Source organism: Collinsella sp. LCP21S3_A9, assembly GCF_052118785.1.
In the GTDB taxonomy this organism is placed as follows: Bacteria; Actinomycetota; Coriobacteriia; order Coriobacteriales; family Coriobacteriaceae; genus Collinsella.
The window spans coordinates 1-25178 of the sequence record NZ_JBQKGN010000019.1 but is presented as its reverse complement, the minus strand read 5'-3'; the positions used below and the strand labels follow the sequence as shown (position 1 = coordinate 25178).

At 58.4% G+C, this 25178-nt stretch carries 20 protein-coding genes; 7 read left to right on the top strand and 13 right to left on the bottom strand.

The genetic code is table 11. The features are described 5' to 3' along the window. The first annotated feature begins 58 nt into the window (after positions 1 to 58). Positions 59 to 760, top strand: a complete 702-nt coding sequence (locus ACTQ05_RS07705) for a GntR family transcriptional regulator (protein ID WP_427719781.1) — start codon at positions 59 to 61, stop codon at positions 758 to 760. Positions 761 to 872: 112 nt separating this feature from the next. Here the strand turns inward: ACTQ05_RS07705 and glmS are convergent, their stop codons facing one another. Then, positions 873 to 2720 carry a glutamine--fructose-6-phosphate transaminase (isomerizing) gene (gene glmS / locus ACTQ05_RS07700; protein ID WP_427728812.1) on the bottom strand — a complete coding sequence of 616 codons (1848 nt, stop codon included), beginning with the start codon at positions 2718 to 2720 and terminating at the stop codon, positions 873 to 875. A gap of 330 nt (positions 2721 to 3050) precedes the next feature. On the opposite strand from glmS, the gene ACTQ05_RS07695 reads away from it, so the two are divergent. Further along, the gene (locus ACTQ05_RS07695) at positions 3051 to 4163 is read left to right on the top strand and encodes a LacI family DNA-binding transcriptional regulator (protein ID WP_441538665.1); all 1113 of its coding nucleotides are present in this window, start codon (positions 3051 to 3053) and stop codon (positions 4161 to 4163) included. Positions 4164 to 4276: 113 nt separating this feature from the next. Here the strand turns inward: ACTQ05_RS07695 and ACTQ05_RS07690 are convergent, their stop codons facing one another. Beyond that, the gene (locus ACTQ05_RS07690; protein WP_441538663.1) at positions 4277 to 4927 is read right to left on the bottom strand and encodes an HAD family hydrolase; all 651 of its coding nucleotides are present in this window, start codon (positions 4925 to 4927) and stop codon (positions 4277 to 4279) included. A gap of 167 nt (positions 4928 to 5094) precedes the next feature. On the opposite strand from ACTQ05_RS07690, the gene ACTQ05_RS07685 reads away from it, so the two are divergent. Further along, on the top strand, positions 5095 to 5973 hold the full coding sequence (locus ACTQ05_RS07685; protein WP_441538661.1) for a hypothetical protein: 879 nt from the start codon (positions 5095 to 5097) through the stop codon (positions 5971 to 5973). A gap of 224 nt (positions 5974 to 6197) precedes the next feature. Here the strand turns inward: ACTQ05_RS07685 and ACTQ05_RS07680 are convergent, their stop codons facing one another. After that, positions 6198 to 7898 carry an ATP-binding protein gene (locus ACTQ05_RS07680; protein WP_441538659.1) on the bottom strand — a complete coding sequence of 567 codons (1701 nt, stop codon included), beginning with the start codon at positions 7896 to 7898 and terminating at the stop codon, positions 6198 to 6200. A gap of 470 nt (positions 7899 to 8368) precedes the next feature. On the opposite strand from ACTQ05_RS07680, the gene ACTQ05_RS07675 reads away from it, so the two are divergent. After that, entirely contained in the window at positions 8369 to 9352 is a 984-nt protein-coding gene (locus tag ACTQ05_RS07675) for a DNA/RNA non-specific endonuclease (protein WP_441538658.1), read from the top strand. A gap of 129 nt (positions 9353 to 9481) precedes the next feature. Here ACTQ05_RS07675 and ACTQ05_RS07670 read toward each other — a convergent pair whose 3' ends face one another. The 4 genes from ACTQ05_RS07670 to ACTQ05_RS07655 form a co-directional block, all read right to left on the bottom strand. Beyond that, on the bottom strand, positions 9482 to 11557 hold the full coding sequence (locus ACTQ05_RS07670; RefSeq protein ID WP_154517778.1) for an elongation factor G: 2076 nt from the start codon (positions 11555 to 11557) through the stop codon (positions 9482 to 9484). A gap of 297 nt (positions 11558 to 11854) precedes the next feature. Beyond that, complete coding sequence (locus tag ACTQ05_RS07665) at positions 11855 to 12619, bottom strand: amino acid ABC transporter ATP-binding protein (RefSeq protein WP_427719752.1); 765 nt, start codon at positions 12617 to 12619, stop codon at positions 11855 to 11857. 37 nt (positions 12620 to 12656) lie between these two features. Further along, on the bottom strand, positions 12657 to 13310 hold the full coding sequence (locus tag ACTQ05_RS07660) for an amino acid ABC transporter permease (protein WP_154517772.1): 654 nt from the start codon (positions 13308 to 13310) through the stop codon (positions 12657 to 12659). 138 nt (positions 13311 to 13448) lie between these two features. Further along, a complete protein-coding gene (locus ACTQ05_RS07655) occupies positions 13449 to 14309 on the bottom strand; it encodes a transporter substrate-binding domain-containing protein (protein ID WP_441048882.1) in 861 nt (286 codons plus the stop codon). Between the two features lie 339 nt (positions 14310 to 14648). On the opposite strand from ACTQ05_RS07655, the gene rlmD reads away from it, so the two are divergent. After that, positions 14649 to 16097 carry a 23S rRNA (uracil(1939)-C(5))-methyltransferase RlmD gene (rlmD, locus tag ACTQ05_RS07650; protein WP_441538655.1) on the top strand — a complete coding sequence of 483 codons (1449 nt, stop codon included), beginning with the start codon at positions 14649 to 14651 and terminating at the stop codon, positions 16095 to 16097. 63 nt (positions 16098 to 16160) lie between these two features. Here the strand turns inward: rlmD and ACTQ05_RS07645 are convergent, their stop codons facing one another. From ACTQ05_RS07645 to tilS, 5 genes are all read right to left on the bottom strand, one after another. After that, complete coding sequence (locus ACTQ05_RS07645) at positions 16161 to 16982, bottom strand: phosphatase (protein WP_154517764.1); 822 nt, start codon at positions 16980 to 16982, stop codon at positions 16161 to 16163. Positions 16983 to 17147: 165 nt separating this feature from the next. Next, positions 17148 to 18332, bottom strand: a complete 1185-nt coding sequence (locus ACTQ05_RS07640; protein WP_441538653.1) for a pyridoxal phosphate-dependent aminotransferase — start codon at positions 18330 to 18332, stop codon at positions 17148 to 17150. Between the two features lie 186 nt (positions 18333 to 18518). Then, complete coding sequence (ftsH, locus tag ACTQ05_RS07635) at positions 18519 to 20666, bottom strand: ATP-dependent zinc metalloprotease FtsH (protein WP_441049310.1); 2148 nt, start codon at positions 20664 to 20666, stop codon at positions 18519 to 18521. Between the two features lies 1 nt (position 20667). Continuing rightward, positions 20668 to 21216 carry a hypoxanthine phosphoribosyltransferase gene (hpt, locus tag ACTQ05_RS07630; protein ID WP_154517754.1) on the bottom strand — a complete coding sequence of 183 codons (549 nt, stop codon included), beginning with the start codon at positions 21214 to 21216 and terminating at the stop codon, positions 20668 to 20670. Positions 21217 to 21364: 148 nt separating this feature from the next. Then, on the bottom strand, positions 21365 to 22903 hold the full coding sequence (tilS, locus tag ACTQ05_RS07625) for a tRNA lysidine(34) synthetase TilS (protein ID WP_441538651.1): 1539 nt from the start codon (positions 22901 to 22903) through the stop codon (positions 21365 to 21367). Positions 22904 to 22951: 48 nt separating this feature from the next. Here tilS and ACTQ05_RS07620 point away from each other — a divergent pair, with 48 nt between their 5' ends. Next, complete coding sequence (locus ACTQ05_RS07620) at positions 22952 to 23761, top strand: MBL fold metallo-hydrolase (RefSeq protein ID WP_441538649.1); 810 nt, start codon at positions 22952 to 22954, stop codon at positions 23759 to 23761. Positions 23762 to 23841: 80 nt separating this feature from the next. On the opposite strand, the gene ACTQ05_RS07615 is transcribed toward ACTQ05_RS07620, so the two are convergent. Further along, positions 23842 to 24273, bottom strand: coding sequence for an Hsp20 family protein (locus ACTQ05_RS07615; RefSeq protein WP_427728790.1), 432 nt, complete (start codon positions 24271 to 24273; stop codon positions 23842 to 23844). Positions 24274 to 24547: 274 nt separating this feature from the next. On the opposite strand from ACTQ05_RS07615, the gene ACTQ05_RS07610 reads away from it, so the two are divergent. After that, complete coding sequence (locus ACTQ05_RS07610; RefSeq protein WP_154517745.1) at positions 24548 to 25018, top strand: hypothetical protein; 471 nt, start codon at positions 24548 to 24550, stop codon at positions 25016 to 25018. Positions 25019 to 25178: the final 160 nt, after the last annotated feature.

Genomic DNA, 25178 nt, shown 5'->3' with positions numbered 1-25178 from the left:
GATTCGCGGCATAATTAACAATTGACATATGAGTGTGATAGAACAGTTGCGAGGCACTATGGAAGAATCGATGCACGTCGGCGAGCAGGAAACGAGCCTACAGGACCAGTCCTACCACACCATTCGACGCAAAATAGTCTACCTGGACTACAAGCCGGGCGAAAAGTTGGGCGTCAAGCAGCTTTGTGACGACCTAGATATGGGGCGCACCCCTGTGCGCGAGGCACTGGTGCGTCTGGCGCAAGAGGGCCTAGTGCGCACCGTGCCCCAAAGCGGCACCTATGTCTCGCCCATCAACCTCACCCTTGCCGAGAGTGCCTGCTACATTCGCGAACACCTGGAAAAGCAGGTGATTGTGGAGTGCTGCGCCCGTGCCACCTCGGTAGGCATCGAGCAGCTCGACCGAGCCATCGCGCTGCAGGAAAAAGCCATGGCCGAAGAGGACCGCATCGGCTTCTTTTTAAGCGACAACCTCATGCACCGCATGATCTTTAGCATCGCGTGCCGCAGCACCGTGTGGTCGTGGCTCGAGGCGACCAATGCCGACCTGGAGCGCTTCCGCTGGCTGCGCGCCGCTACGCAGGCGCTCGACAATCAGGAGATTGTTAACGAGCACAAGCAAATCCGCCGCGCCATCGCCGGTCGCGATCCTATCGAGGCAAGCTTTTTGGTCAGCAAGCACCTGCATATGATGTTCCGCAACCAGACCGAGGTCCTGGACCAATATCCCGAGTACTTCGAGACCAGCAAGCTCCGCTAACCTGCCAAAAAGGGACAGGTTTATTTTGGCAGGTTTTACCTGGGCAAATGCAACAAGGCCCGGCTCCGCTGCAACGAAGCCGGGCCTTAGTTGTTAGGACGTAGGAACTCGATTACTCTACTGTGACACTCTTGGCCAGGTTGCGGGGCTGGTCAACGTCGCAACCGCGCAGGATGGCAACCTCGCGGGCGAGCAGCTGCAGCGGAACGCTCGCCGTGATGGGGCTGAATACGTCGCGGACGGCCGGCACGCGAATGATGCAGTCGGCGATCTTGTTGATTTCCTCGTCGCCCTCGGTAGCAACGACGATGACCTTGGCGCCGCGCGCCTTGCACTCCATGAGGTTCGACACCGTCTTGTCGTATGTTGCGCTTTTGGTTGCAACCGCGATAACGGGGAAACCCGGGTCGATCAGCGCGATAGGGCCGTGCTTCATCTCGCCGGCAGCATATGCCTCGGCATGCAGGTAGCTGACTTCCTTGAGCTTGAGCGCGCCCTCGTAGGAAATGGCGGCTCCCATGCCGCGACCCACGAACAGCGCAGACTGCGCGTCCTTGCAGACAAGCGCGGCCTCGTGCACGGCCTCGGTCTGCGTATCCAGGATCCACTGGATCTGCTCGGCCGTATCGGAAAGCTCGCGGAACAGCATGCGCGCCTGCTTGGTGGTCAGACGGTACTTAACCTGCGCCAGCAGCAGGGCCAAAAGCGTAAGGCTCACGACCTGACCGATGAAGCTCTTGGTCGAGGCAACCGCAATCTCCTTGTTAGCCTTGGTGTAGATAACGCCGTCGCTCTCGCGCGCCACCGGGCTGCCCAGCACGTTGGTGATGCCAAAGACCTTGGCGCCCTTGATGCGTGCATCGCGAATGGCGGCAAGGGTGTCGGCCGTCTCGCCCGACTGGGACACGGCCACGACAAGCGTCGTCGGCGTGATGATGGGGTTGCGATAGCGGAACTCGCTTGCCGCCTCGACCTCGGTAGGAATACGAGCCCAACCCTCAATAAGGTTCTTGGCGATAAGTCCGGCATGGTAGCTGGTGCCGCAGGCAATCACATACACGCGGTCGATATCGTTGAGCTCCTCGAGCGAAAGGCCCAGCTCGTCGATATCGAGCTCACCGGCGGGGGTCATGCGGCCCACCAGGGTATCACGCACGACGCGAGGCTGCTCATGGATCTCCTTAAGCATAAAGTCGGGATAACCGCCCTTTTCGGCCATATCCAGGTCCCAGTCGATATGGGTAAGCTTGGGCTCAATCACGTTGCCAGCCTCGTCGGTATACTCGACGCCTGCGGGCGTAAGCTTGGCAAACTGACCGTCTTCGAGCACCACGACATCGCGGGTGGCATCGATAAGCGCGATCACGTCGGAGGCAACGTAGGAGCCGGTTTCGCCGACACCGACCACAATCGGGGAGTCCTTGCGGGCCACGGCGATCACTCCGGGCTCATCGGCAGAAACGGCGGCCAAACCATAGGCGCCCACCACGTGGGTGCAGGCCTCGCGCACAGAAGCCATCAGGTCGTGTGTCTCGGCATAGGCCTCTTCGATCAAGTGCGCAAAGACCTCGGTGTCGGTCTCGCTCTTAAAGTGATGGCCGCGGCCCTCCAGCTCCTCACGCAGCTCGGCGAAGTTCTCGATGATGCCGTTGTGGACGATGGCGATGCGACCGTCGCAGCTGGTGTGGGGATGGGCGTTGACAACGGAGGGCTTGCCGTGGGTAGCCCAGCGGGTGTGGCCGATGCCGCAGGTGGCGTCGCTGTCGACATTGGTAAGTTCGCTCTCCAGGCCCGCGACCTTGCCCACGCGGCGAATGACGTCGAGGTGAGCCGCCGTGCCCTCGCCCACCTCGAGTGCGACGCCCGAGGAGTCATAGCCGCGATATTCCATACGCTTAAGGCCCGTGACAAGGATGTTCTTTGCAATATCAGAGCCGGTGTAGCCGACAATTCCGCACATAGGATAAATCCCTTCGCTCGCGTGACTGCAAAACGTCCACGCACAAGGGGCGCTGAGACGTATAACGTTCGAGTATTGTACTCACGCAAGCGCAAGCTGATATACCAGAAGTGGTATCTCAACTTAGATACCACCCGATGCACACACGTTCAGCCGGTCCAAACCACCACAAAGGTGCCTGTTCCCCTTCGTGGTGGTCGCGTTGGCAATAGCGTTTCCCCAGATAAAACCTGCCAAAATAAACCTGTCCCTAATTGGCAGGTTTTGACACCCTAGGGACGGGCGATGCTACAATCTGGCTTGTACTTGAAACGCATCAAAGGGGCCGCTATGGCAAAGGTAAAAATCAGCGACGTCGCACGCGAGGCAGGGGTCTCGCTGGGCACGGTATCCAACGCGCTCAACCATCCCGAAAAGCTGCGCCCCGAGACCCTCAAAATCATCAACGAGACCATCAATCGCCTTGGCTACCTGCCCAACCAAAGCGCCCGCCAGCTCGCAGGAGGCACCACCAAGTCCTTTGGCCTGGTCCTCCCCCGTCTCGACCACGGCTTCTCGCTCCAAATTGCCAGCGGTGCCCATAACGAGGCCCGCAAGCACGGTTACGACCTGCTTATCGCCAACGCCGATAACGACGACATCCTCGAAGACCACTACCTGCGCTATTTTATGGGCACGCAGATGTCCGGCGTCATGGTTCAGCCCATGGCATCCCCCAATTGGCACCCCGCCATGACCAAGATGCCCGTGCCGATTGTCCATCTGGACATCCACTGTTCCGAGCCCGGTTACTACGTGGCCGCCGACAACGAGGCACAGGGGCGCATTATCGCCGAGCTCGCCATTGCCCGCGGCGCACGCCATATCACCGTTGTGGGCAGAGCGGCATTTATGCAGCTCACCCTGCGCGTGCTTGGCATTCACAAGACCCTCGCCCTTCATCCCGACATCAAAATTGAGGTCATTGACGCCGGAGAATGGAATACCGCTGCCGACGGTTACGGCATCGGCGCCCAGATTGCCGAGCGCTCTGCTGACGAGCGTCCGGATTTTGTCATCGGCCTAACCGACGTATTGGCCTCGGGTGTTATCTCAGCGTTGATCGACAAAGGCATCTCCGTCCCCAAGCAAGTTCGCGTGGCCGGCTGCGACGGCAACCCGCTTGCATGGAGCGGGTCGGTCCCTCTCACCACAGTTGCACCGCCGGGTTACGAAATTGGCCGCAAGGGCGTGCAGCTGCTCGTGGAGCAAATCGAGAACAAGGCGCCGACAAAAACCAAACGCGTCCGTATCGGCTCCGCCGCACGCACCGTCACCGAGGTCACAGCCGCCGAGGACATCAACCGTCAGGAACTCGTGCGGCCGTTCCTCTTAGAGCGCGCCAGTACCCAGGCGGGCAGCCAAGCCGAAGCCACCGCCATCAACCTGGGCGCGTATCTATAGCACGTCGACCAGTATGCCAAAACGCAGCTTAAGCAAAAGAGGCCCGGCCATTGCCGGACCCCTTATGCTTAAGCGTAAATGTGGGCAATTGCCCGTTTCAACGCCGCAGCTGTCTAGCGCACGGCCTTGACCGCCGCCGTCAGGTCGAACAGCGTATCGAGCACGGCCTCGCAGCCATCCACCACATTCTGCGGCAGCGGCACAATGTCGGGGACGGCAAAGACATGGCAGCCGGCCGTAATACCCGAGACGCAGCCGTTGCGCGAATCCTCGACCACGGCGCATTCCTCGGGGGCGAAGCCCGCGCGCTCGCAGGCAAGCAGATACATCTCGGGGTCGGGCTTGCCGTGCACGACGTCCTCGCCGCAGGTCACCGTCTCAAACTTGTCAAAAAGGCCGACCATCTTAAGGTTGCGCTCGGCCGTAGCGAGGCGCGACGACGTCGCTAGACCCACGTGATAGCCCGAAGCCAGCAGCTCGCCTATGCACTCGGCGGCACCGGCCTTAAGCTCCAAATCGGTCTTGACCATCTCGTCGCGAATCTCCTTGTGGCGAGCATAGATCGCCTCGGTGGTTTCATGGCTGCCGTAATGCTTATCAAGGATGTCCATGACATCGGGCAGCGTGCGGCCGATAAACTGATGGATCAGCGCATCATCAATCGCGACCCCCAGCTCGGCAGCGCCCGCCTTCCATGCCTTGATGCCCAAACGCTCGGTATCGACCAGCGTTCCGTCCATGTCAAAAATTACAGTCTTGATCATATCGGTCCCCTCACCGGATTGCATTACGGCCACTCTAGCGCACTTTACAAACTTGTATATAACGTATATAGCATATTGCACTATCGTTACATAGGCAGAAGTCATATGACGAGCAGTCCGATAGGATTATAGTTTTCGACCGAGTACTCAATGGTAAGGATTGTTTTATGCTTTCAGACACTATCGCACCTGCAAAGGAGCTTCAGGACAAACTCGCGGCGCTCGAACAGCTGCTTTTGGCATACGGACGCGTCGCCATCGGCTTTTCCGGTGGCGTCGACAGCAGCTTTTTGGCCGCGGTCTGCGCCCGCATCATGCCTGCCAGCACGCTTCTCGTTCACCTCACCACGCCGCTCATCGGCACGCCCGAACAGACCTCGTTTGAGCGATCCGTTGACAGGCAAACCAATGAGGGACCGCATTTTAAGCTCCCCGTGCTCAATCTTTCGGTCGATCAGCTGCAGCTCCCCCAAGTAGCCTGCAACGACGCCAACCGTTGCTACCACTGCAAGCACGCCGGCTTTACCGCCATCGTCAACCACGCTAAGTCGCTCGGCTTTCCCACCGTCATCGATGGCAGCAATGCAAGCGATCGCGGTGACTACCGTCCCGGCATGCGCGCTGCCAAAGAGCTCGGCGTACGCTCCCCTCTTATGGAGGTCGGCTTTACCAAGGACGAAGAGCGCGAGCTGCTGCGCGCATGGGGCTATCCCGTTTGGAGCCTGCCGGCGGGAGCCTGTCTTGCCACGCGCGTCCCCACAGGCGAGGAGCTTACGCACGAGAAGGTCGATTTAATCCGCGCCTGCGAGGACTACCTGCACGATCTTGGTCTGTCGCAGGTTCGCGCGCGCTTGGTCGGCGGCTGCATGCGTATCGAAGCCGCTCACGCAGATGTCGCCAAGATTGCCGCTCTCGGCGGTGCTACCGTCAATGCCGAGGGCAAGACCCCGCTGCCCGCCGCCATCGAGTCCGCGCTGCGCGAGCTGGGCTGCGCCCACATCTCCCCCGAGGTCACCCCCTACATCCACGGCAACATGAACCAGTAGCGCATCCCGAAGAGTTGCGGTGGAATAGTTCCTGTTTTGCGGCCCATCGGGCCCAAACAGGAACTATTCCACCGCAACTTCGTTTGGCGGGCATTAACCCGCAGACCTGCCAATAAGGGACAGGTTTGTTTTGGCAGGTTTTATCTTGGGAAAATATCGCGAGGCAGTCGCCCCTCTAGCACCCATCAAACTTCGAGAGACGATAGAGGGGCATTCGGCTGCATCTACTTCTTCCGATAGCGGCGGTTGCGGCTCGTCGATGAACCCATTACTTCGATGAGCCCTTTATCCGCCATTTTTGGCAGATGGTAGCGGACGGACGAAATTTTGACCCCCGATGCAACCGCTATTTCTCGCGCCGTCATATCCACTTCGGCGCTGAGAGCCTCCAGGATCCTATCCGCCGTCGAAGCTGACGGTTCTCTGCTCATATCGATAATCTCAAACGTGTCTTTGCCACATTTTGACAGGACATGTTTATCGACAAGATCCCCGCAGATCAGGCGAATGTCATCCGAATCCCACTTCAGGGCCTCTCGTATTTTTTGAACATCGCATACGCACCCATGCTCCCGCATAAACATGAGCAATGTTTCCTCGCGATCCGTCAGCTCGGTGCCCACATGGCTCTGAATCCACGTGCGGTTTTCAGCAAGCTCCGCCCCGTGCCGGGAAAGCAGCACCGTAAACGAATCGGCCTTAACGATAAATTTCGGCCTTCCAAGCGAACGAGACTCCATCTCGCGAATCATAGCCGGGATACCAGATCCCTGGCTTTCTGCAACGGCCCCCTCGGCATGCTCTAACGGCGTCGCCCCCATTAGGCTCATGAGCTTTGGGTTTCGGCAGCGCGATTCCCCGTCTGCAAGATTGTCCACCGTCTTTCCACCCCAAAGCCCACCGGGGTTTTTGATCTCTATTCTGTCTGGATAGATATCGACACTCACGGCCTGCCCCACAAACATGGGCGAATATTCTCGATGGATGCAGGCGTTTGCCAAGGCCTCGCGCAAAACCTCCTGGGGAACTTCCCAATCCTCCCTTCTGCCAGCGCCTTGCACTATCGTCGCTTTGCGCAAGCTTCGTCCAATCGCGGCAAGGGCATCTTCGATGCAAGCCGGAATCGGGCCATCGCACAACTGGCGGTCAATAAACCGGGGTTGCCCGGGTGCAGATTTTTCCACATCGGAATGAACGGCGACATCGATCATCAGTTTGGGATAGAACTGCTGGGGGTAAATTCCCGCCGACAGAAGCCCCGCGAGCTTCACGGCGCCATCCTTTGTAGTGATATTGAGTCTGACCAGCTGCTTTTCCAGCGTATCGGCCCCGCGCAAAACGCGCGGGGTCTGCAGCCGGCGATTTGCGATAATAGACCGCACGACATCTGGATCCAAATCCTCGACCGTTGCCTCCGAAACCACCGTACCGTCTGCATCGCTCGGAAGCAACGCGCTCTGCAGCTCATATAGCTCAGCGGGTGACATCTTGATATCTTTATCATCCACGCGCTTGTAGCTACCGTTCTGCACGCCGCGCGCGCCGATATAGCAAGGCTTCGCTTTAAGCTCAAGTTCAAAGATGCGCACCAGAAGCACCTGGAGCCCGTCGACCTCGCCTCGATCAAGCTCGTACCGCGGCGCATGGGTCACCACCGCCGCTGAGCCTCCGTCTCCGATACCCGAAACAAACTGATCGCGCACCCTATCGATAGCAAAGTGAGCCGAAGGAACAAATCCTTCGGCTTCGTTCAGGCCCAAAATAATGAGCCCACCCGCAGTGTTCGCAAAAGCGCTCACTGTCTCCCATACGTCTGCGCTCAATTTATTCGTGCAGGCTTTAACTTCTACCGATTCGTCATCAGTCCCCCGCCTGCGAAGACGCTCAACAATAAGGCCAAGAGGTTCATCCAGCAGCATTGGCATTCCGTCTCTCTAAAACGATAGATTTATCTCTCTAAAGTATAGTATATCTCTCTAACTTTAGAGAGATAGGCATCTTATTTTAGAGAGAAATTTAGAGAGTTGCATCAAATTCACTGCTAGATTTCCTAATGTTATCTCTTTAACTGACCTTCTCTTTAAAGAGATATTTAGAGAGACGAGCGCAATCTCTCTAATCAAGGGCTCCACTCTTTAAGGTGCACACTTCCTAACCGTGCCCTAAGTTGCGGTGAAATAACTCACGATTAGCCTGCCAAAAAGGGACAGGTTTATTTTGGCAGGTTTTATCTGGGGAAACGCCGAATAGCCCCACATGTATAACCGCTGCAGCTCCATATGAGGCAAATGAATCCGTAGCGTTTGTCCCAAATCTTAAGTATTTGTTCGACAGAACGGCCCCTGCCGGCTCCTGCTAGACTGGTAGACTCCCAACCGTCCGTCCAGGAGTCACCATGTCGCGCAAGTCCGCCTACAAGCAAGCACTTTCTATCGGCACCGCTGTGGTGCTGGGATTTGCGCTGTTTACGGGATCGCTCGACGGGGCGCCCAGACTGCTCTCGCCGCAAAGTGATGAACAGGCGGCGGCTCTGGCCGAGAAGCAAGACGAGAGTCCCAGCCGCACCGACGACGAGGCAGACCTGGTTGCCCGACTCGAATCGGGAACGGCAAACTCCACAGACTCCCAAAACAGCCCGAACTCTGGCGACAAGCCACATTCCGTCGCACCCGACACCGGTGATGACGCTTCCGCGGACAGCGCCGCCACCCCCATCGACGAGGTCGAAAACCCCAATCTCGACCGCGCCCGCGGCGTATACCTCAGCAGCATTCCTGACTACGCGGGCAACCCCTATGTTGCCCTGCGAGCCGACAGCACGCACCCGTTGGGCACACCATCATTCACGCTCGATGAATACGAGCACGCCGCCGAAGAGGGCTGCTTTAAGAAGTTCTCCAAGCTCGACAGCCTGGGCCGCACCCGCAAAGCGCTCGCTTGCGTGGGCCCCGAATCGCTCGGTCAAGGCGAGCGCGGCGATATCTCGCGTATCCATCCCGCTGGATGGCGCCAGCAGCGCTACGACTTTATTCCGGGCCAGAGCCTCTACAACCGCTGCCATCTCATCGCTTGGTCGCTCTGCGGCGAAAACGCCAACCGCAAGAATCTCCTCACCGGCACGCGTTATCTCAACGAAACGGGCATGCTGCCATTTGAGGAGCAGATTCTCGGCTACATCCGCGAGACGGGCAACCATGTGCTCTACCGTGTCACGCCCATGTACAACGAAGAGGAACTCGTCTGCCGTGGCGTGCGTCTTGAGGCGCAATCGGTCGAGGACCACGGCAAGACCCTGTGCTTCCACGTGTACTGCTACAACCTGCAGCCGCATGTGCAGATCGACTACGCTACCGGCCGCAATCAGGCCTCGGGAGACTAGGGCCGGCCAAGCTGCCCCAAAACTTAAAATGAACCGTTTTCCTCCATCCCCCAGGGATCAAAAAGGGCCGCCCTGGATTGGCCAGAGCGGCCCTTGCATCGGCATGTATGTTACAGGCAACGCCCAACGCTACTTGGCACGGCCCTCCTCATAGCGCTCGACCAGCTTGGCCTGAACGTCATAAGGCACCTGCTCATAGCCCGCAGGCTTCATGGTAAAGTCGCCCGTGCCGCGCGTGATGGAGCGCAGACGCGTCGAGTAATCCGTCAGCTCGGCGAGAGGCGCCTGAGCGATGACCACGGTGTCTCCGCGCTCATCGGTCTCCATACCCGTCACGCGACCGCGCGAGGCCGAGATGTCGCCCATCACGGCGCCGGCGTAGCTCTCGGGAATAGTCACCGTGATTTCCTCGATGGGCTCCAGCACCACCGGGTCGGCGTCGGCGCATGCCTTGCGCAGGCCGATGCGAGCCGCCGCGCGGAACGCCATCTCGTTGGAGTCGACGCTGTGATACGAGCCGTCGTACACAGCCACGCGAATGCCCGTAAGCGGGTAGCCGGCAATGATGCCGTCCTTCATGGTCTCCTGAACGCCCTTGTCCACGGCGGGAATGAGCGAGCGCGGAATGCGGCCGCCTACGACCTCGTCCACAAACTCATAGCCGTCGCTCGTACCGTCGGGCCCAATGAGCGGCTCTACGCGCAGCCAGCAGTCACCATACTGTCCGGCGCCGCCAGTCTGCTTCTTGTGGCGGCCCTGGGCAGTTGCCGTGCGGCGAATGGTCTCGCGATACGGGATGCGAATCGGCACGCTCTTGGCCGCGACCTTGGTACGGTCCTCAAGACGATTGAGCAGGACCGAAACCTGCGCCTCGCCCACCGCCGAAATGATGGTCTGGCCGGTCTCCTCGTCGCGGTCGATGCTCATGGTCGGATCGGCCTTGCATGCCTTCTCGATAAACGTGTAGAGCTTCTCTTCGTCGCCGCGATTCTCGGCCTCGATGGCGATGCGGTACTGAGAGTTGGGGAACTTAAACGCCGCAGCCTCGACCTTGCCGGTAATCGAGAGCGTATCGCCCGTCTCGGCCGCCAGCTTGGGCGCCACGATGATATCGCCGGCATAGGCGTGACCGACCTCGGTCATGTCGCGGCCGCACATCACATACAGGTGAGCCAGACGATCGCTCTTGCGGGTGCGCGCGTTGATCAGCTCAAGGCCCGGCTCAAGCGTGCCCGTCAGCACCTTGATGAAGCTGATGCGACCCTGCTGAGGATCGGCCAGGGTCTTAAACACAAACGCCACCGGGCGGTCATCATCGCTCGAAATCTTGAGCGAATCACCGTCGATGAGCGGCATCTCGCCGTAGTCCGTCGGCGCCGGGAAGTACGTGGCGATGTCGTCCATCAGCGAGTTGACGCCCTGCTCCTTAATGCAATCGCCCGCAAAGACCGGCACAAAGATGCGCTCGGCGATCGCCTTCGACAGCAGGCCTTCAAGCTCCTCCTGCGTCAGCGTCTCCTCGCCTTCCAAGTACTTCATCATCAGTTCGTCGTCAGCCTCGGACACCAGCTCGCACAGATGGTCATGGGCCTCCTCGGCCTGGGCACGATACTCCTCGGGAATCTCCGACTCAACGGCTTCGGCGCCGTTGCAATGGCGCGCCTTCATGCGCACCAGGTCAATGATACCGTCAAAGTCCTCGCCCTCGCCCCAGGGAAGGGTCACGGCGCCCAGGCGCGTGCCAAAGCGCTCCTGCAGCAGGTCCATCGTGGTCGCAAAGCTGGCCTCGGAGCGCGACAGGCGGTTTACGAACACCGCACGCGCCAGACGCAAGTCCTCGGCGGCATACCAGAGCTTAACCGTCGTAGGCTGCGGGCCGGCCTCGGCGTCGACCACAAACAGAGCCGTCTCGCAGACGCTCATCGCGGCAAAGGCGTCGCCGATAAAATCGGGGTAGCACGGGGCATCGAGCACATTGATGCGCGCACCCTTCCAGTCGATCGGTGCAATGGTCGTCGAGATGGAAAACGCACGCTTGACCTCTTCGGGGTCATAGTCGAGCGTGGGCTTGGTGCCGTCGTGGCCGCCCAGGCGGGCGGTCTTGCCGGAAAGGTGGAGCATGGCCTCGGCGAGTGAAGTCTTGCCCACCCCACCTTGGCCTACGAGCACCACGTTCCTTACATTACCGGTCTTGGGAGCACCCATGATGACCTCCTTGCAGGGCCGCGCGCAATGCGCGACGCCAACGGGGAGAGTTCGCGGTCGATGCCGTCCCGGGAGCAGCATGGTCGGCAGCCGATCCGGCTCACCCTCCAAATGTCCTATGCCACCACCCTACCCTCGCGGGCGACTGTCCATGCACACCTTTCGGCGCACGTATGAATACGGACGGCGAGAGGAGGGGGCAAACGCCTGAGGCGGTTATTAAGCCCCATCGGCGCAAATAAAAACCGCCACAGGCCATAAGACCTGCAGCGGCTTCGCCTCAATGTCTACTTGAGCCTAGCCCTCGATACGGCTCAGGAACTCGCGCGTGCGCCGTTCGCGCGGATGGCCGATAACCTGCTCGGCAGGACCCTCCTCTACAATGCGACCGCCGTCCATAAAGACCACGCGATCGGCAACATCGCGCGCAAACTGCATCGCATGGGTCACGATCACCATCGTCATATTCTGCGCGGCAAGGTCTTTAATGACGCGCAGCACCTCGGCCGTTAGCTCGGGATCGAGTGCCGAGGTCGGCTCATCGAAGAACAAGATCTCTGGATCGAGCGCCAAGGCGCGCGCAATACTCACACGTTGCTGCTGACCGCCCGAAAGCTCGCATGGCACCTTGTTCTCGTTGCCCGTAAGCCCCATCTGCGCGATCAACTCACGCGCGCGTGCTTCGACCTGCTCGCGCGGGCGCTTGAGCACGCGGATCGGAGCGTCGGTAATGTTTTTCATCACGGTATAGTGCGGGAACAAATTGTAGTTCTGAAACACCAGGCCAAAGCGCGAGCGCGCCTGCTTGGGCACATCGCCTTTCGCATACACCGTGCCCGATCCCGCATCCGTCGCAACGGCTAGATCACCAAACGAAAGCGAGCCGCCGTCAAGCGTCTCGAGCAGCGTGGCGCAGCGCAACAGCGTTGACTTACCGCCGCCCGAAGGTCCGATAATCGCCACGACCTCGCCACGCTTTACCTCGAGCGAGATATCCTTGAGCACCTCATTGCCACCAAACGCCTTGCGCGCGCTCGTTATATTCATTACCGTTCCGGACACGGGAACCTCCATGTGTTGAAAAGCACGACGGAACAGGCTAGTCGTGGTAGTAGTCAAGTCGCTTTTCGGCGGCGCCCAGCAGCATCTCGACCACAAAGTTAAAGACCCAGTAGATCAGTGCCGCAATCGCAAACGGCACCATGCTCACTTGCGAGGCAACCAGTGCCTTGGCCGTCGAGAACATCTCCCCCACGCCGATGGCAAACGCCAGCGACGTGTCCTTGACCAGCGTGATGATTTCGTTGCCCATCGCCGGCAAAATGCGCTTGGCGACCTGCGGCATCACAATGTACAAAAACGTCTGCAGGCGTGAGTAACCCAGCACCTCGGCGGCCTCATATTGACCACGCGGGATAGACTGCAAACCCGAGCGATAGATCTCGGCAAAGTAGCCGGCATAGTTGATGATGAATGCCACGACGCACGCTGTCCACTTGGAATCGGGCGTGAGCGAAATACCAAAGACATAATACGGAGCAAAGTAGATGGCAAACATCTGCAGCATGAGCGGCGTACCGCGCATGACCGAAATGTAGATGCGCGCAATCCAACGCAGCGGCGCGATTCTGCTCATACGCATGAACGCCACGGGAATTCCCAAGGGAATCGAGCCCAACAGCGTGAGCACAAACAACTGCAAACTGACCAAGAAACCCTGGCCAAGCATCTGCATCATGACCTGAATAGACAACCCAAGCTCTCTTTCACAGCAACAGAACAGCAGGTGTTAATTGAAATAGGCACAGTGCCCAAGATTGCGAGCGACAAGCCCGACGAAGCGTACTTTGGTACGCGAGGAGGGTTGGAGCCGCAAGGTTGGGTGCTGTGGCTATTTCAAAACCCAGTTATCGAAGGACAGACCATAGCTCGCATACTTGTCGCACAGGTCCTTGACTGTACCGTCCTCATAGAGCGCCTTGAGCGACTCGGTCACGGCGTCGGCCGACTTGGTGTCGCCCTTTTTAAAGCCAACGGCGTAGTGCTCGCTGGACAGCGGCTTGTCAAGTTGCGTATAGGCATCGGGCTTGGCGGCAAGCTGATACTGGGCGATCGAAAGGTCGCAAGCCACCGCATCGACCGCGCCGCTCTCGAGCTGCATAAAAGCCGTGTTGTACTCGCCGATGGTATCGAGCGTGGCAAACGTCGCCGCCAGATCCTTCTGGTCACCCTCTAGCACATCCTGCGCGGCAGAATCGGTCTGGGTAATCACGGTCTTGCCGGCAAGGTCGTCCCAACTCTTGATGCCCGCATCCTTCTTGACCACCAGCACCTGCTCATTGAGCATGTACGGCTCGGAGAACGTGTAGTCGTCCTCGCGGCCCTCCATGGTAAAGCCGTTCCAGATGCAGTTGATGGCACCCGAGTTGAGCAGCGTGTCCTTGGCGTCCCAGTCGATGGCCTCGTACTTGACCTCCCAGCCCTGCTTATCGGCAACTGCCTTGGCCAAATCGAGATCAAAGCCGGTGTACTCGCCATCGTCGCCCACAAAGCCATACGGAGGATAGGACTTGTCAAAGCCCACCACGAGCTTCTTAGACTCCACAGCGCCCTTGGCGTCCTTTGCCGCAGCAGAGCCGGCAGTGGAACCCTTGTCGGCACCGCCGCCGCAGCCGACAAGACCAAGGCCAAGCACCGTGGCGAGCGAGCCGGCTAGACCAACAAACTGACGACGAGACATATCGGTATTCATGGTATTCCCCCTTGATGGCACTTTAGCTAAGTAAAGTGAGTCATGTAACGTTCAGAATCATACACTTTAGCGTGATAGAGCACAAGGCGAGTTTGCCCGCCGCGTGAGGGGTGTGGGGGTTAAGTTTCCTGCTCTACAGTCCTGCTCACGACGGAGGCCACATTAAGTGGCCTCCTGTTCGTGCGGAACTCGCGATAAACTTAACCCCTGCCCCGGCGCCCGGCGGGCAAACGTTGTTGGACTTATCACTGACATGAAATGGGCGCTTGCATATCGTCCGCTGGCCTGGCACGGTACAATGCTTTCAGATTTCAATTTATAAATTAGTGGGGTTACTTCATGGCAGAATCTCGTGCGGAGCGTAAGGCTCGTCGTGCTTTGATCGAGGCGGCTGAGGGGTCGGAAGAGAAAAAATCTTCCAAGAAATCCAAGTCGTCTCAGGACACGAAGGGTAAGTCGGCCAAGGGCAAGGCTAAGACCAAGCGTCCCAGCCCTCGTCGGGGCGAGGATAAGGCGCCTCAAGCTCGTTCCAAGCGCTCGCATAATGAGTCGTCCCGGTCCGCTCATAAGGCCGTTGATCCCAAGTCGCCCTGTTCCATCATGAAAGCTTGCGGTGGATGCACGGCGCTCAACAGGCCTTATAAGAAGCAGCTGGCGGCCAAGCAGGCTGCTATGGATGAACTTTTTGCTGCTCTTTGCGAGCGTGAGGGCATAACCGTCGATCCCATTCGCGGTATGGACGTTACTCTGGGCGACCCGGGCAAATATCCTGCGCCGCGTGGTTTTCGCCATAAGGCCGCCACTCCCTTTGCCCCCGGCAAAGGGGGCGCTGTCCGCTGCGGCTTTTTTGAGCGCGGCACGCACAGAATCGTCGCTGTTCCCGAATGCCCCGTCGAGGCGCCGGGAGCCCGTCAGATTCTTAACGGCATTGCGCGTGAGGCCGAGCGCCTGCACATTCCCGCCTTTAACGAGGACAAGCATCTGGGCCTGCTTCGCTATGCCGTCGTTCGCTGCGGCTGGCGCACCGACCAGATCATGATCACCCTCGTTACCGCCCAGCGCGACCTGCCGCATGCGCAGGAATTCTTTGAGGCCATCGCCGCACTCGATCCGCGTATCGTCACCGTCGCCCAAAACATCAACGGACGCCCTGGCAACGCCATCCTGGGTGAGGAAACCCACATCGTGTATGGCGCTGAATGCATGCGCGACCAGCTACTCGGCTGCGAGTTCGATATCTCCCCCACTGCGTTCTACCAGACCAACCCGCAGCAGACCGAGCTGCTCTACCAGCTCGCTATCGACGGTATGGATCTGCACCAGGGCGATGTTCTCATGGATGCCTACTGCGGCAGCGGCACCATCGGTCTTTGCGCAGCTAAAGAAGCTCAGAACAAGGGCATCGGCATCATGTTACTTGGCGTGGAGCGCAACCCGGCGGGCATTGCCGACGCACGCCGCAACGCCGAGCTCAACGGTCTTACCCGCAGCGCCTGGTTTATGGCCGACGATGCCACCGACTACATCCTAGATGCCGCCGACAACAACGAGCGCGTCACCGTCCTTTCCATCGATCCGCCGCGTGCCGGCTCTACCCCCGAGTTCCTCGCAGCCGCCTGCGCGCTTAGGCCTCGCCGCATCACCTATATCAGCTGCAACCCTGTGACCCAAGAGCGTGACCTGCACCAGCTCCTCGACGGTGGCTATCGCCTGCTCAAGATCACGCCCGTCGACATGTTCCCCCATACCGACCACACCGAAACTGTAGCGGTCCTCGAGCGCCGCTAATCCACCGGTACAAGAAGGGGGCGACCCGTCTGGGCCGCCCCCTTACTTGGTTTATGAACTCCGCTACATCCTCTTGCGCAGGTCACACACGCCGGCTGCCGCCATCTCGCGCAGTAGCGTCTCGCGGTCGCGCGTCACGATCAAATCCAGCGGAAAGTGAATCTCGTCGAGCATCTTGCGCGCTTGGTCGAGCTTACCAATTGCCATACCAATGTGCGCATCGGTCGAGACGCCAATCCCCACGCCCAGCTCGGCGCACCGCTCGGCAATCTTGCGGCACACGTCCCAATGCTCGGCATCCGCGCCATGCTCAAGACTGTGATTGTTGATCTCGATGATCTTGTGCTTAGCCTTAGCAGCAAGCAACACCTCGTCGATATCGAACGGCACGCCCGATCGACCCGTATGCCCCAGCATAAACACCTTGGGGTGCTCCAGGGCATTGATATACATCTCGGTCGTCTGGGCCAGCGTCGCGCCTTCAGCGAACTGCGGATTATGCACGCTTGCAACCAAATAATCCAAATTACGCGTAACCCGATCGAACAGCGAATGCTGACGGCTGTACGAATCGCCGGCAATATCGAGCGTGACAGGAGTGTCCTCGCCAAACAGGCTTCCGTCCAGCGAAACGATATCGGCCTCGGCGCCACGCAGCACCAACACGCCGCTCCAAATGCGCGGCCATATATCCTGGTTGATAAAGAACTGGTAACTGCGCAGGTCATTGGGGCAAGCCGTAACCATAGAGCTCAGATGGTCGGCAGATCCAAGCACCTGCAGGCCACGCTCTGCCGCCCAGTACACATTCTCCTCAATGGTCGAATATGCATGCGCAGAGAACATCGTATGGGTATGAATGTCACAGGAAAGCAGGTAGGGCATCAGGTCTCCTTATCTGGTATGGCCGTCGCGTATATTCATTGTACGCATAGCCTTCGATAGTCGTAAAACCGCTCCATCCCAAAGACACAACGTCCATGACAACGGGGTCCGGTTTAACACCAAACCCCGTTTCACGTAAAACATTGTAGGCAGAGCGCTCTGCTTTTAACGATACTCGTCCGCCAACTGTTTCCAAGCGGGTAGCGAATTGATAATCGTTTCGTAACTCACGCAATAACCCAAGCGGAACCAACCCGGCATGCCAAAGCTATCCGAAGGCACCGCGAGCAACTCGTACTTCTTTGCACGCTCGCAAAAAGCGTTTGCGTCGGGCTCGAGCGCCTTCACCCACAGATAGAAAGCGCCGTCCGGCTCAACGTAGGTGTAGCCGTACTCCGCCAATGCGTCGGTGAGCGCCGTTCGGTTGCGAGCATAGGCTTCGACATCACTCGGCTCATCGATGCAGTCGATAATCACGCGCTGGAAGAGCGCCGGTGCGCACACAAAACCCAGTGTACGGGCGGCACCGGCGACGGCCGGCATAAGGCGAGCAGCCTGCGGATTGGTGTTGGGAACCAAGATCCAGCCCACACGCTCACCCGGCAGCGACAGCGACTTGGAATACGAATAGCACACGACGGTGTTCTCGTAGATTGAGGGTACCCAGGGCACCTCGGCACCGTACACGATCTCGCGGTACGGCTCATCCGAGATGAGCATAATCGGATTCTCGGGATCACGCTTGGCATTGACCTCGCGCAGAATATTGGCCAGTCGCGTCAGCGTGTCGCGCGTATATACGGCACCGGTCGGGTTGTTGGGCGAGTCGATAATGACGGCCGCCGTCTTATCAGTAATCGCCTTGAGCACGTTGCCCACACTCAACTGGAACGTGTCTTCATCGGCGGGTGCCTCGACACACGTACAGCCGGCCTTCTCAATCCACACGCGATACTCCGGAAAGTACGGGGCGATAACAATGACCTCGTCACCGGGGTTGGTAACAGCGTTGAGCGTGCAGGTGAGCGAAGCCGCCGCACCCACGGTCATAAAGACATCTTTACCCTCATAGCTCGTGCCAAAACGACGGTTGAGCGACTCGGCCACAGCGACACGACATTGCGGCAGGCCTGGTGCGGGCGTGTATCCGTGCAGTTGGTCGCTCGGCAGCTCCAAGGCCTTTTTGATGGACTCCGCCACGGCAGCGGGCGCCGGAACACTCGGGTTGCCCAGCGAAAAATCGAATACGTTCTCCGCACCGATCCGTGCCTTGCGTTCAAGTCCATAGCTAAAGATCTCGCGGATGATAGAGCTTTCCGCGCCGCGAGCAAACATGGTTTCGTTGATCATCTGTTCCCCTTTCGCATAGGCGGTATTGTACGCTTTAGTCAAGCAAAGTACCGCAGCAATGTTAATTGGGGACAGACTTAAATGCGTGAAAACGCTCATTTAAGTCTGTCCCCAATCAACAGATGGCCCCATATCGCTCAAAAAAAGCCTCCGCAGGTTTCCCCGCGGAGGCTCTCGCGACAAAGACTACTCGTCGGCCTCGGTGTCGCCATCGGCCTTTTTTGTGTCAGCAGCCTCGACATCGTCAGCGCTATCGGATGCGACTTCGGCATCTTCCTGCATGGCCGCCTGCGCAAAAGCTGCGGCATCAGCCGCCAGCTCCTCCTCGCTCATACGAGGCGTGCGCTTTTTGGTCGGCACGCCGCCCGCCTTGGCGTTGCGCTCCTCCTTGGCTGCCAGAATGTCGCCCTCGCGCTCAAGGTAGGCATCCCAGTCGTTGTCGAGCAGGGCGTTCACGGCGTCGCCTTCGACGGTCTCGCGCTCAAGCAGCACCTTCGCCATCAGATCGAGCTGATCGCGACGGGCATCCAAAATCTCAACAGCACGGCGATGGGCCTCACGCATGATGCGCTGAACCTCGATATCGATGCGGCGCGCCGTCTCCTCGGAGTAATCCTGGTGATCGGCATAATCGCGACCAAGGAACACCTGATGCTGTGCCTCGCCAAACACTTGCGTGCCCAGCTCCTCGCTCATGCCCAAACGCGTAACCATCTCGCGCGCCATCTTGGTCGCGCGCTCCAGATCGTTGCTCGCGCCCGATGTAATGTCATCGCACATGAGCTCCTCGGCAACGCGACCGCCCAAGAACACGGCAAGCTCGTCGAGCATCTCGTTCTTGGTCTTGAGGAAGTGATCCTCCTGCGGAAGCTGCAGCGTATAGCCCAGAGCCTGACCGCGGCTGACAATCGAAATCTTGTGAACCGGATCGGAGTGCTCCAGGATGTGACCCACCAGAGCATGACCGCTCTCGTGGTAGGCAATCGTGGTGCGCTCGGCTTCGGTCATCACGCGCCCCTTGCGCTGCGGTCCTGCAATCACGCGCTCCATCGATTCTTCGACCTCGTCCATCGAGATCACGGAGCGATGACGGCGAGCGGCAAGCAGTGCGGACTCGTTGAGCAGGTTTGCCAGATCGGCACCGGTAAAGCCAACGGTCATCTGGGCGAGCTTCTCAAACTTAACGTCCTCATCCATTGGCTTGTTCTCGGCATGCACGCGCAAGATCTGCTCGCGCCCCTTCACATCCGGGCGGTCGACCGTAACCTGGCGGTCAAAACGACCGGGGCGCAGCAATGCCGGATCCAGAATATCGGGGCGGTTGGTCGCGGCGATCAGGATGACCGATTCGCTTTCCTCAAAACCGTCCATTTCGACCAGCAGCTGGTTGAGCGTCTGCTCGCGCTCGTCGTGACCGCCGCCCAGACCGGCTCCGCGCTGACGTCCCACGGCATCGATCTCGTCAATGAAGATGATCGACGGAGCCTGAGACTTGGCCTCCTTAAAGAGGTCGCGCACGCGGCTGGCGCCGACGCCCACGAACATCTCGACAAAGTCAGAGCCCGAGATGCTAAAGAACGGGACACCGGCCTCTCCGGCAACGGCCTTGGCCAGTAACGTCTTACCGGTACCCGGAGGGCCCACCAGCAAAACGCCGCGCGGGATCTTGGCACCCAGCTTGCGATAACGGTCCGGATCGCTTAAGAAATCGCGAATCTCTTCGAGCTCCTCAACAGCCTCGTCCACGCCGGCAACGTCTTCGAACTTGACCTTGGGACGCGTAGCCTCGTTGGTCTTGGCGTTGGTCTTGCCAAACTGCATGTTCCTATTATTGGCGCCCATCATCTGGCGCATAAAGTAGAACATGATGGCGATCAGGGCAATCGTCGGCAGTACGCTCATCGCCAAGTCGCCCCAAAAATCGGGGTCGTTGGTGTTGACGATGTACTTAGTGTCGGGATGCTCCGCCATGAGCTCGGCAAGCGAATCGGAGCCGACATAGGTCGAGGAAAAGCTCTTGAGCTCACTCGTGTCGCCCTTGTCCTTTTTCGCCTTCCAGTAATGACCCGTCACGCTTCCGTCCTGAACCGTATAGGTCAGATCTTCGACGCGATCCTGCTTGATAGCGCTCACCATCTCGCTCGTCGCGAGCTTAACGGTATTGCTGGAGCTGGCAAAGCCGGAGCCCATATTAAAGAAGGCGTAGCCCAGAAGTGCGCAAGCCAAAAGAAAATACAGCCAGCCCGTACGTGTGGGTTTCTTGCCTCCGGGCATCCCCGGAATCTTAGGGTCCCGGGGTGTCTGGGAATTGTAGTCGTTACGGTCGTCGGGCATCTTACGAATAAACCTCCGGTTTCAAAATGCCCAGATACGGAAGGTTGCGATAGCGCTCGGCATAGTCGAGGCCGTAGCCCACCACAAAGGCATCGGGGCAATGGGTTCCAACATACTTGGGCGTAATGGCCGAGATGCGATCCTCAACGTCCTTCCACAGGAAGGCGGCGACCTCCAGAGAAGCGGGCTTGCGGCTCTCAAGGTTCTTCATCAGATACTTGAGCGTCAGGCCCGAGTCCAGAATGTCTTCAACGATCAGCACGTCACGACCGCGGATATCGATATCAAGGTCTTTGATGATACGCACGATGCCCGAGGACTTCACACCGTCGCCATAGCTCGAAACGGCCATGAAATCGATATTGGTCGGCAGCTCAATCTTGCGCATCAGGTCGCCCATAAAGACCACGGCGCCGCGCAAGACCGCAATCAGCACCAAATCCTTACCCGCGTAGTCGCGCGTAATCTCCTCGCCCAGGCGAGAGACGATACCGTCGATATCCTCCTGTGTAAACAGAACCTTCTCGATATCCGGATGTTGAGAAGCCATGACAACCCTTTCTTGTGCTTAATCGCCCACACACCGCCGTATGGACGCGAACTACACATTCTAGCAGCGCACGGGGTATTTTTTCCAGCCCGTGCACCATCAGCGCGGGAATACCGTCAACGCCGCACAGAAAAACTGGTGCGAGGGGCTAATCCGCGTCAACCACGCGAAGCAGATAGGCCACACGCGTCGCCGCCGTGCACTTAAAGCGTTCGTCCGCGCGAACTCCGGCGACCCACACCACGACACCCCCCGGTGCCGTCCTTACCATAGGCACGCCGGTGCGCTCGGAAACGGGAATACGAGCCTCGCACAACAAGTCGGATACCTTCTTGCTTCGGCCACTCATGCCTAACGGGCACATCACGTCTCCCGGTGCGGGACCGTCCACCCACAGGCGCGCCAATCGCCCCTCGGCAGGAACCTCGCCGCGCGAGCCCGCCAAGATCCGCTCGCTATCGCTGTTGGCAAAACCCAGGGCAGCCGCGTCCACCAAAGCTGCCACTTCCCCAGCAGCCGCAAACTCACGGGCGCGGCGCACGATATCGCATCCCGGCTCAACGGCTATCGCTTCTGTGACCAGCATACGTCCCCCGCCCAACGACATACGGCCGGGTATGGTAATCCAGTCCGCAACCAAGCCCTCACGAGCCGCCGGCGCCTTAAACGCCAGCATGCCAAACTCAACACGTGCGTCAATCCCCGCCGGAAGCGTAACCGAACCCGCACCCTCGGCAACACAGGAGAGGACTCGCTCCACATGGCGCATCTCTGGGCGAGCGTCCGGATCGATGCGTTTAATCGCCAGTCGCACGATGCGCCGCGCGATTACCACCTCGGCCGCAGCAAGGCGTCTGGCATCAAGCACCAGCGCGCCCGCTGCCTCTTTGCGCAGGCAGCTTCGAAACGCCTGTGCCGACAACTGGGATAGAAACGCATCCTCATCACCCAAAATCTCACAGGCGGCGCCAATCGTCTTGCACACGCTCGCATTACGCTGCGCCAGCACTGGCATTACCCGGTGGCGAACGTAGTTTCGCAGATACGTGATGTCTTCGTTGCTCTCGTCCTCGCGCCACGGCTGACCATGCACCTGCAGATAGCCCACAAGCTCGCCATGAGTTAGGTCGAGCAAGGGGCGTACCACAATATTCCTTCGGCGGGGAATGCTCGAGAGCCCAGCAGGGCCCGACCCCTTAATGGCGTTCATCAAAAATGTTTCCGCGCGGTCTGAAGAGGTATGGGCAGTGCAGATGCGCGCCGCCGTTCTCGGCGCCCCCATCTTGGCACAAAGCTCGCGAACATACCTTCGCGCCGCGGCATAACGCACCTCGCGCGCAGCCGCCTCGATATTGCCCGACTCCCCATCAAAATAGGCGTGCTCCACGCACAGCGGCAAGCCATACTGTGCGCAGAGCTCGCGCACAAAGGCCTCGTCGCCGTCGGACGCCTTGCCTCGCAGGTGATGGTTTACATGAAGCACATGTAGGCGCTCGCGAGCAATGGGGGCAACGCCGCGTCCATCTTGGATATCCAGCTTTGATGTGCACGCCATAAGAAGCAGTGCCGTCGAGTCCGCACCGCCTGATACCATGAGCACCACAGGAGCAGCCTGCTGCCTCGTCCGGGTCTCATCGACTGCCCCAGGTACGGCATGGTGTCCGTAATGCTGTGATACCGTTGGCATTCGCTTCCTCCTCTATTCGTCAGCACTCATTGTATCCTTTGGAATCTTATGTCTCGCCTGCACCTTCATATCCTCGGCAGCGGCTCTAAAGGCAACTGCGCACTCATCGAGGGCCCGCAGGGGCTCATTATGGTCGATGACGGACTGTCCCGCCGCGAAACACTCAAACGCATGGCTGAGCTCGGCCTTTCGGCAGACGACGTGTCCGCCCTTGTTGTCACCCATGAGCACAGCGACCACATTAAGGGGCTTGAGGTGTGGTGTAAACATTGGAACGGACCGGTCTTTTCCAGCAGGGGCACGCTCGCATCAAAGGAAAGCCTTGCACATCTGTCTGTTGAGGAATTCGACCCAGGTGACGCCCTCTCTATTGCCGGGGTCCACATTCAAACGTATTCGACATCGCACGACGTCGTCAATCCTGTCGGCTACCGTTTTGATACCCAGGGTGATTCGGTTGGCTTTGCCACCGACACCGGCGAGTTGTCGAAGCATGCCATCGATACGCTCAGGGACTGTCGCATTCTTGCGCTCGAAAGCAACCACGATGTAGCCATGCTGCGTCAAGGAGACTATCCTCGCTTTCTTCAGGAACGCATCCTGTCTGCAAAAGGGCATCTCTCCAACGATCAGTCCGCCGAGGCCGCACGCGCGCTGGTAACCGATCGCACCGAGCAGCTTATCGCGATGCACATTAGCCAAGACAACAATCGCCCAAACCTTACCGTCAAAAGCTACGCAAGCTCACTTGGGGCAACACTCGACAACGAGCTTGGTAGCACCGCCACCCGCGTTGAGGGGCCACATAAACTCACAATACGTCCCGCCGGGCAATATCGGCCCATGACCATTCAGTAAGCTGTCTCAAATAGAAAAGGGGGCCGGGAATCGCTTCCCAGCCCCCTTAACTCAGGCACCGATGTTAATAGCCGATAACGTTAGTCGATGAAAATCTTCGTAACGTTCTTCTTCTCGACAATCTTAGGAACCGTAACGGTAAGGATGCCGTCAGCATACTTTGCAGAAAGGCCCTCGCTCGAAGCATCCTTCAGGTACACACCGCGCGTCGCGCTGTAAGAGCAAAACTCCTTCTGCAGGTAGTTCTTGTCCTTGTTCTCTTCGCTCTCCTCAACATTCACGCTAATGGAAAGACGACCCTCATTGAGCTCAACGTCGATGTCGTCCTTCGCGACGCCGGTCAAATAAGCCTTGACCTCGTAACCGTCGCCCTTGTCCTCAACATCAACGGGAAACGCCTTGGAGGCGATCGAGTTGTTTGCCAGATCGGTCATATCATCAAACAGATCGAACAACGAGCTAGCAGAGGGACGAACACCAAAAACCGAACGATAAGGAACCATGCTTGCCATGACTACCACTCCTTTAAGGGACTGCCGAGCCATCTTCTAGGTGGCAGGGACTTCTTTTGACGCTTTAATATATGCCCATCCATTTCTTATATATACATTTTGATATAAAGTTTTTTGAGTCTCTATCTATAAGCATATCTAAGTCTGTGTGACTAAGGTTTAATGAGGTCAAGGTTCTTTGAACCGCGCCTTAAATACCAAATGTGCCCTAGCTAAACAAAGCTGGGGCTTACAATGAGCGTATACACAATATTAATGACAACCTAAGGGCATCATGGACGATCAAGCCTCCGACAATTCGTATGATCAGATGCAGAACGATAAATCAACCTATCCGCAGACCATACGCTACCATCGTCCCCATATTTCCCAAGAGCCTATTGACGATACAGAGCCTGAATATGTAACTCGCAATCGTTATCAAACCCTTGAAGAATCTCAATCAGGTCGCAAACATATGGGCGTCGCACCGAGCGAATCGGCGTATCTCAAAGATGCCCCCTTATCCAAAAACAGCGCATGCAACCAGGAGCAGGCCCAAACACCCGCTAAGCAACAACGAAGAGAGCCTCGCCCTAAGCAGACCCTAACGCATTCTGCCCGCTATTTAGAGACGCCGAAGCAAGGAAAATCGATATTTATATCGTCTAGCAGACGACGCAAACAGCATCGGCTCCAAATCGCGCTCTTGATCATTGCCATCGCGGCAATCGCGCTGGTCATTCGTTTTATTTTCTTCAAATAGAAAAGACAATTAAGCCGTAGGGGCTTTAAGTTTACAACGCCCAAACGCAAAAAAGGGGGAGGCCGCGAGGCCTCCCCCTTCTCAGTCCAAGCGCACGGCTCGGTGCCGTCCACCGGTCAGCGGCGCCCTGGCCTCCCACGGGCTGGCCCCGCAGTACTCT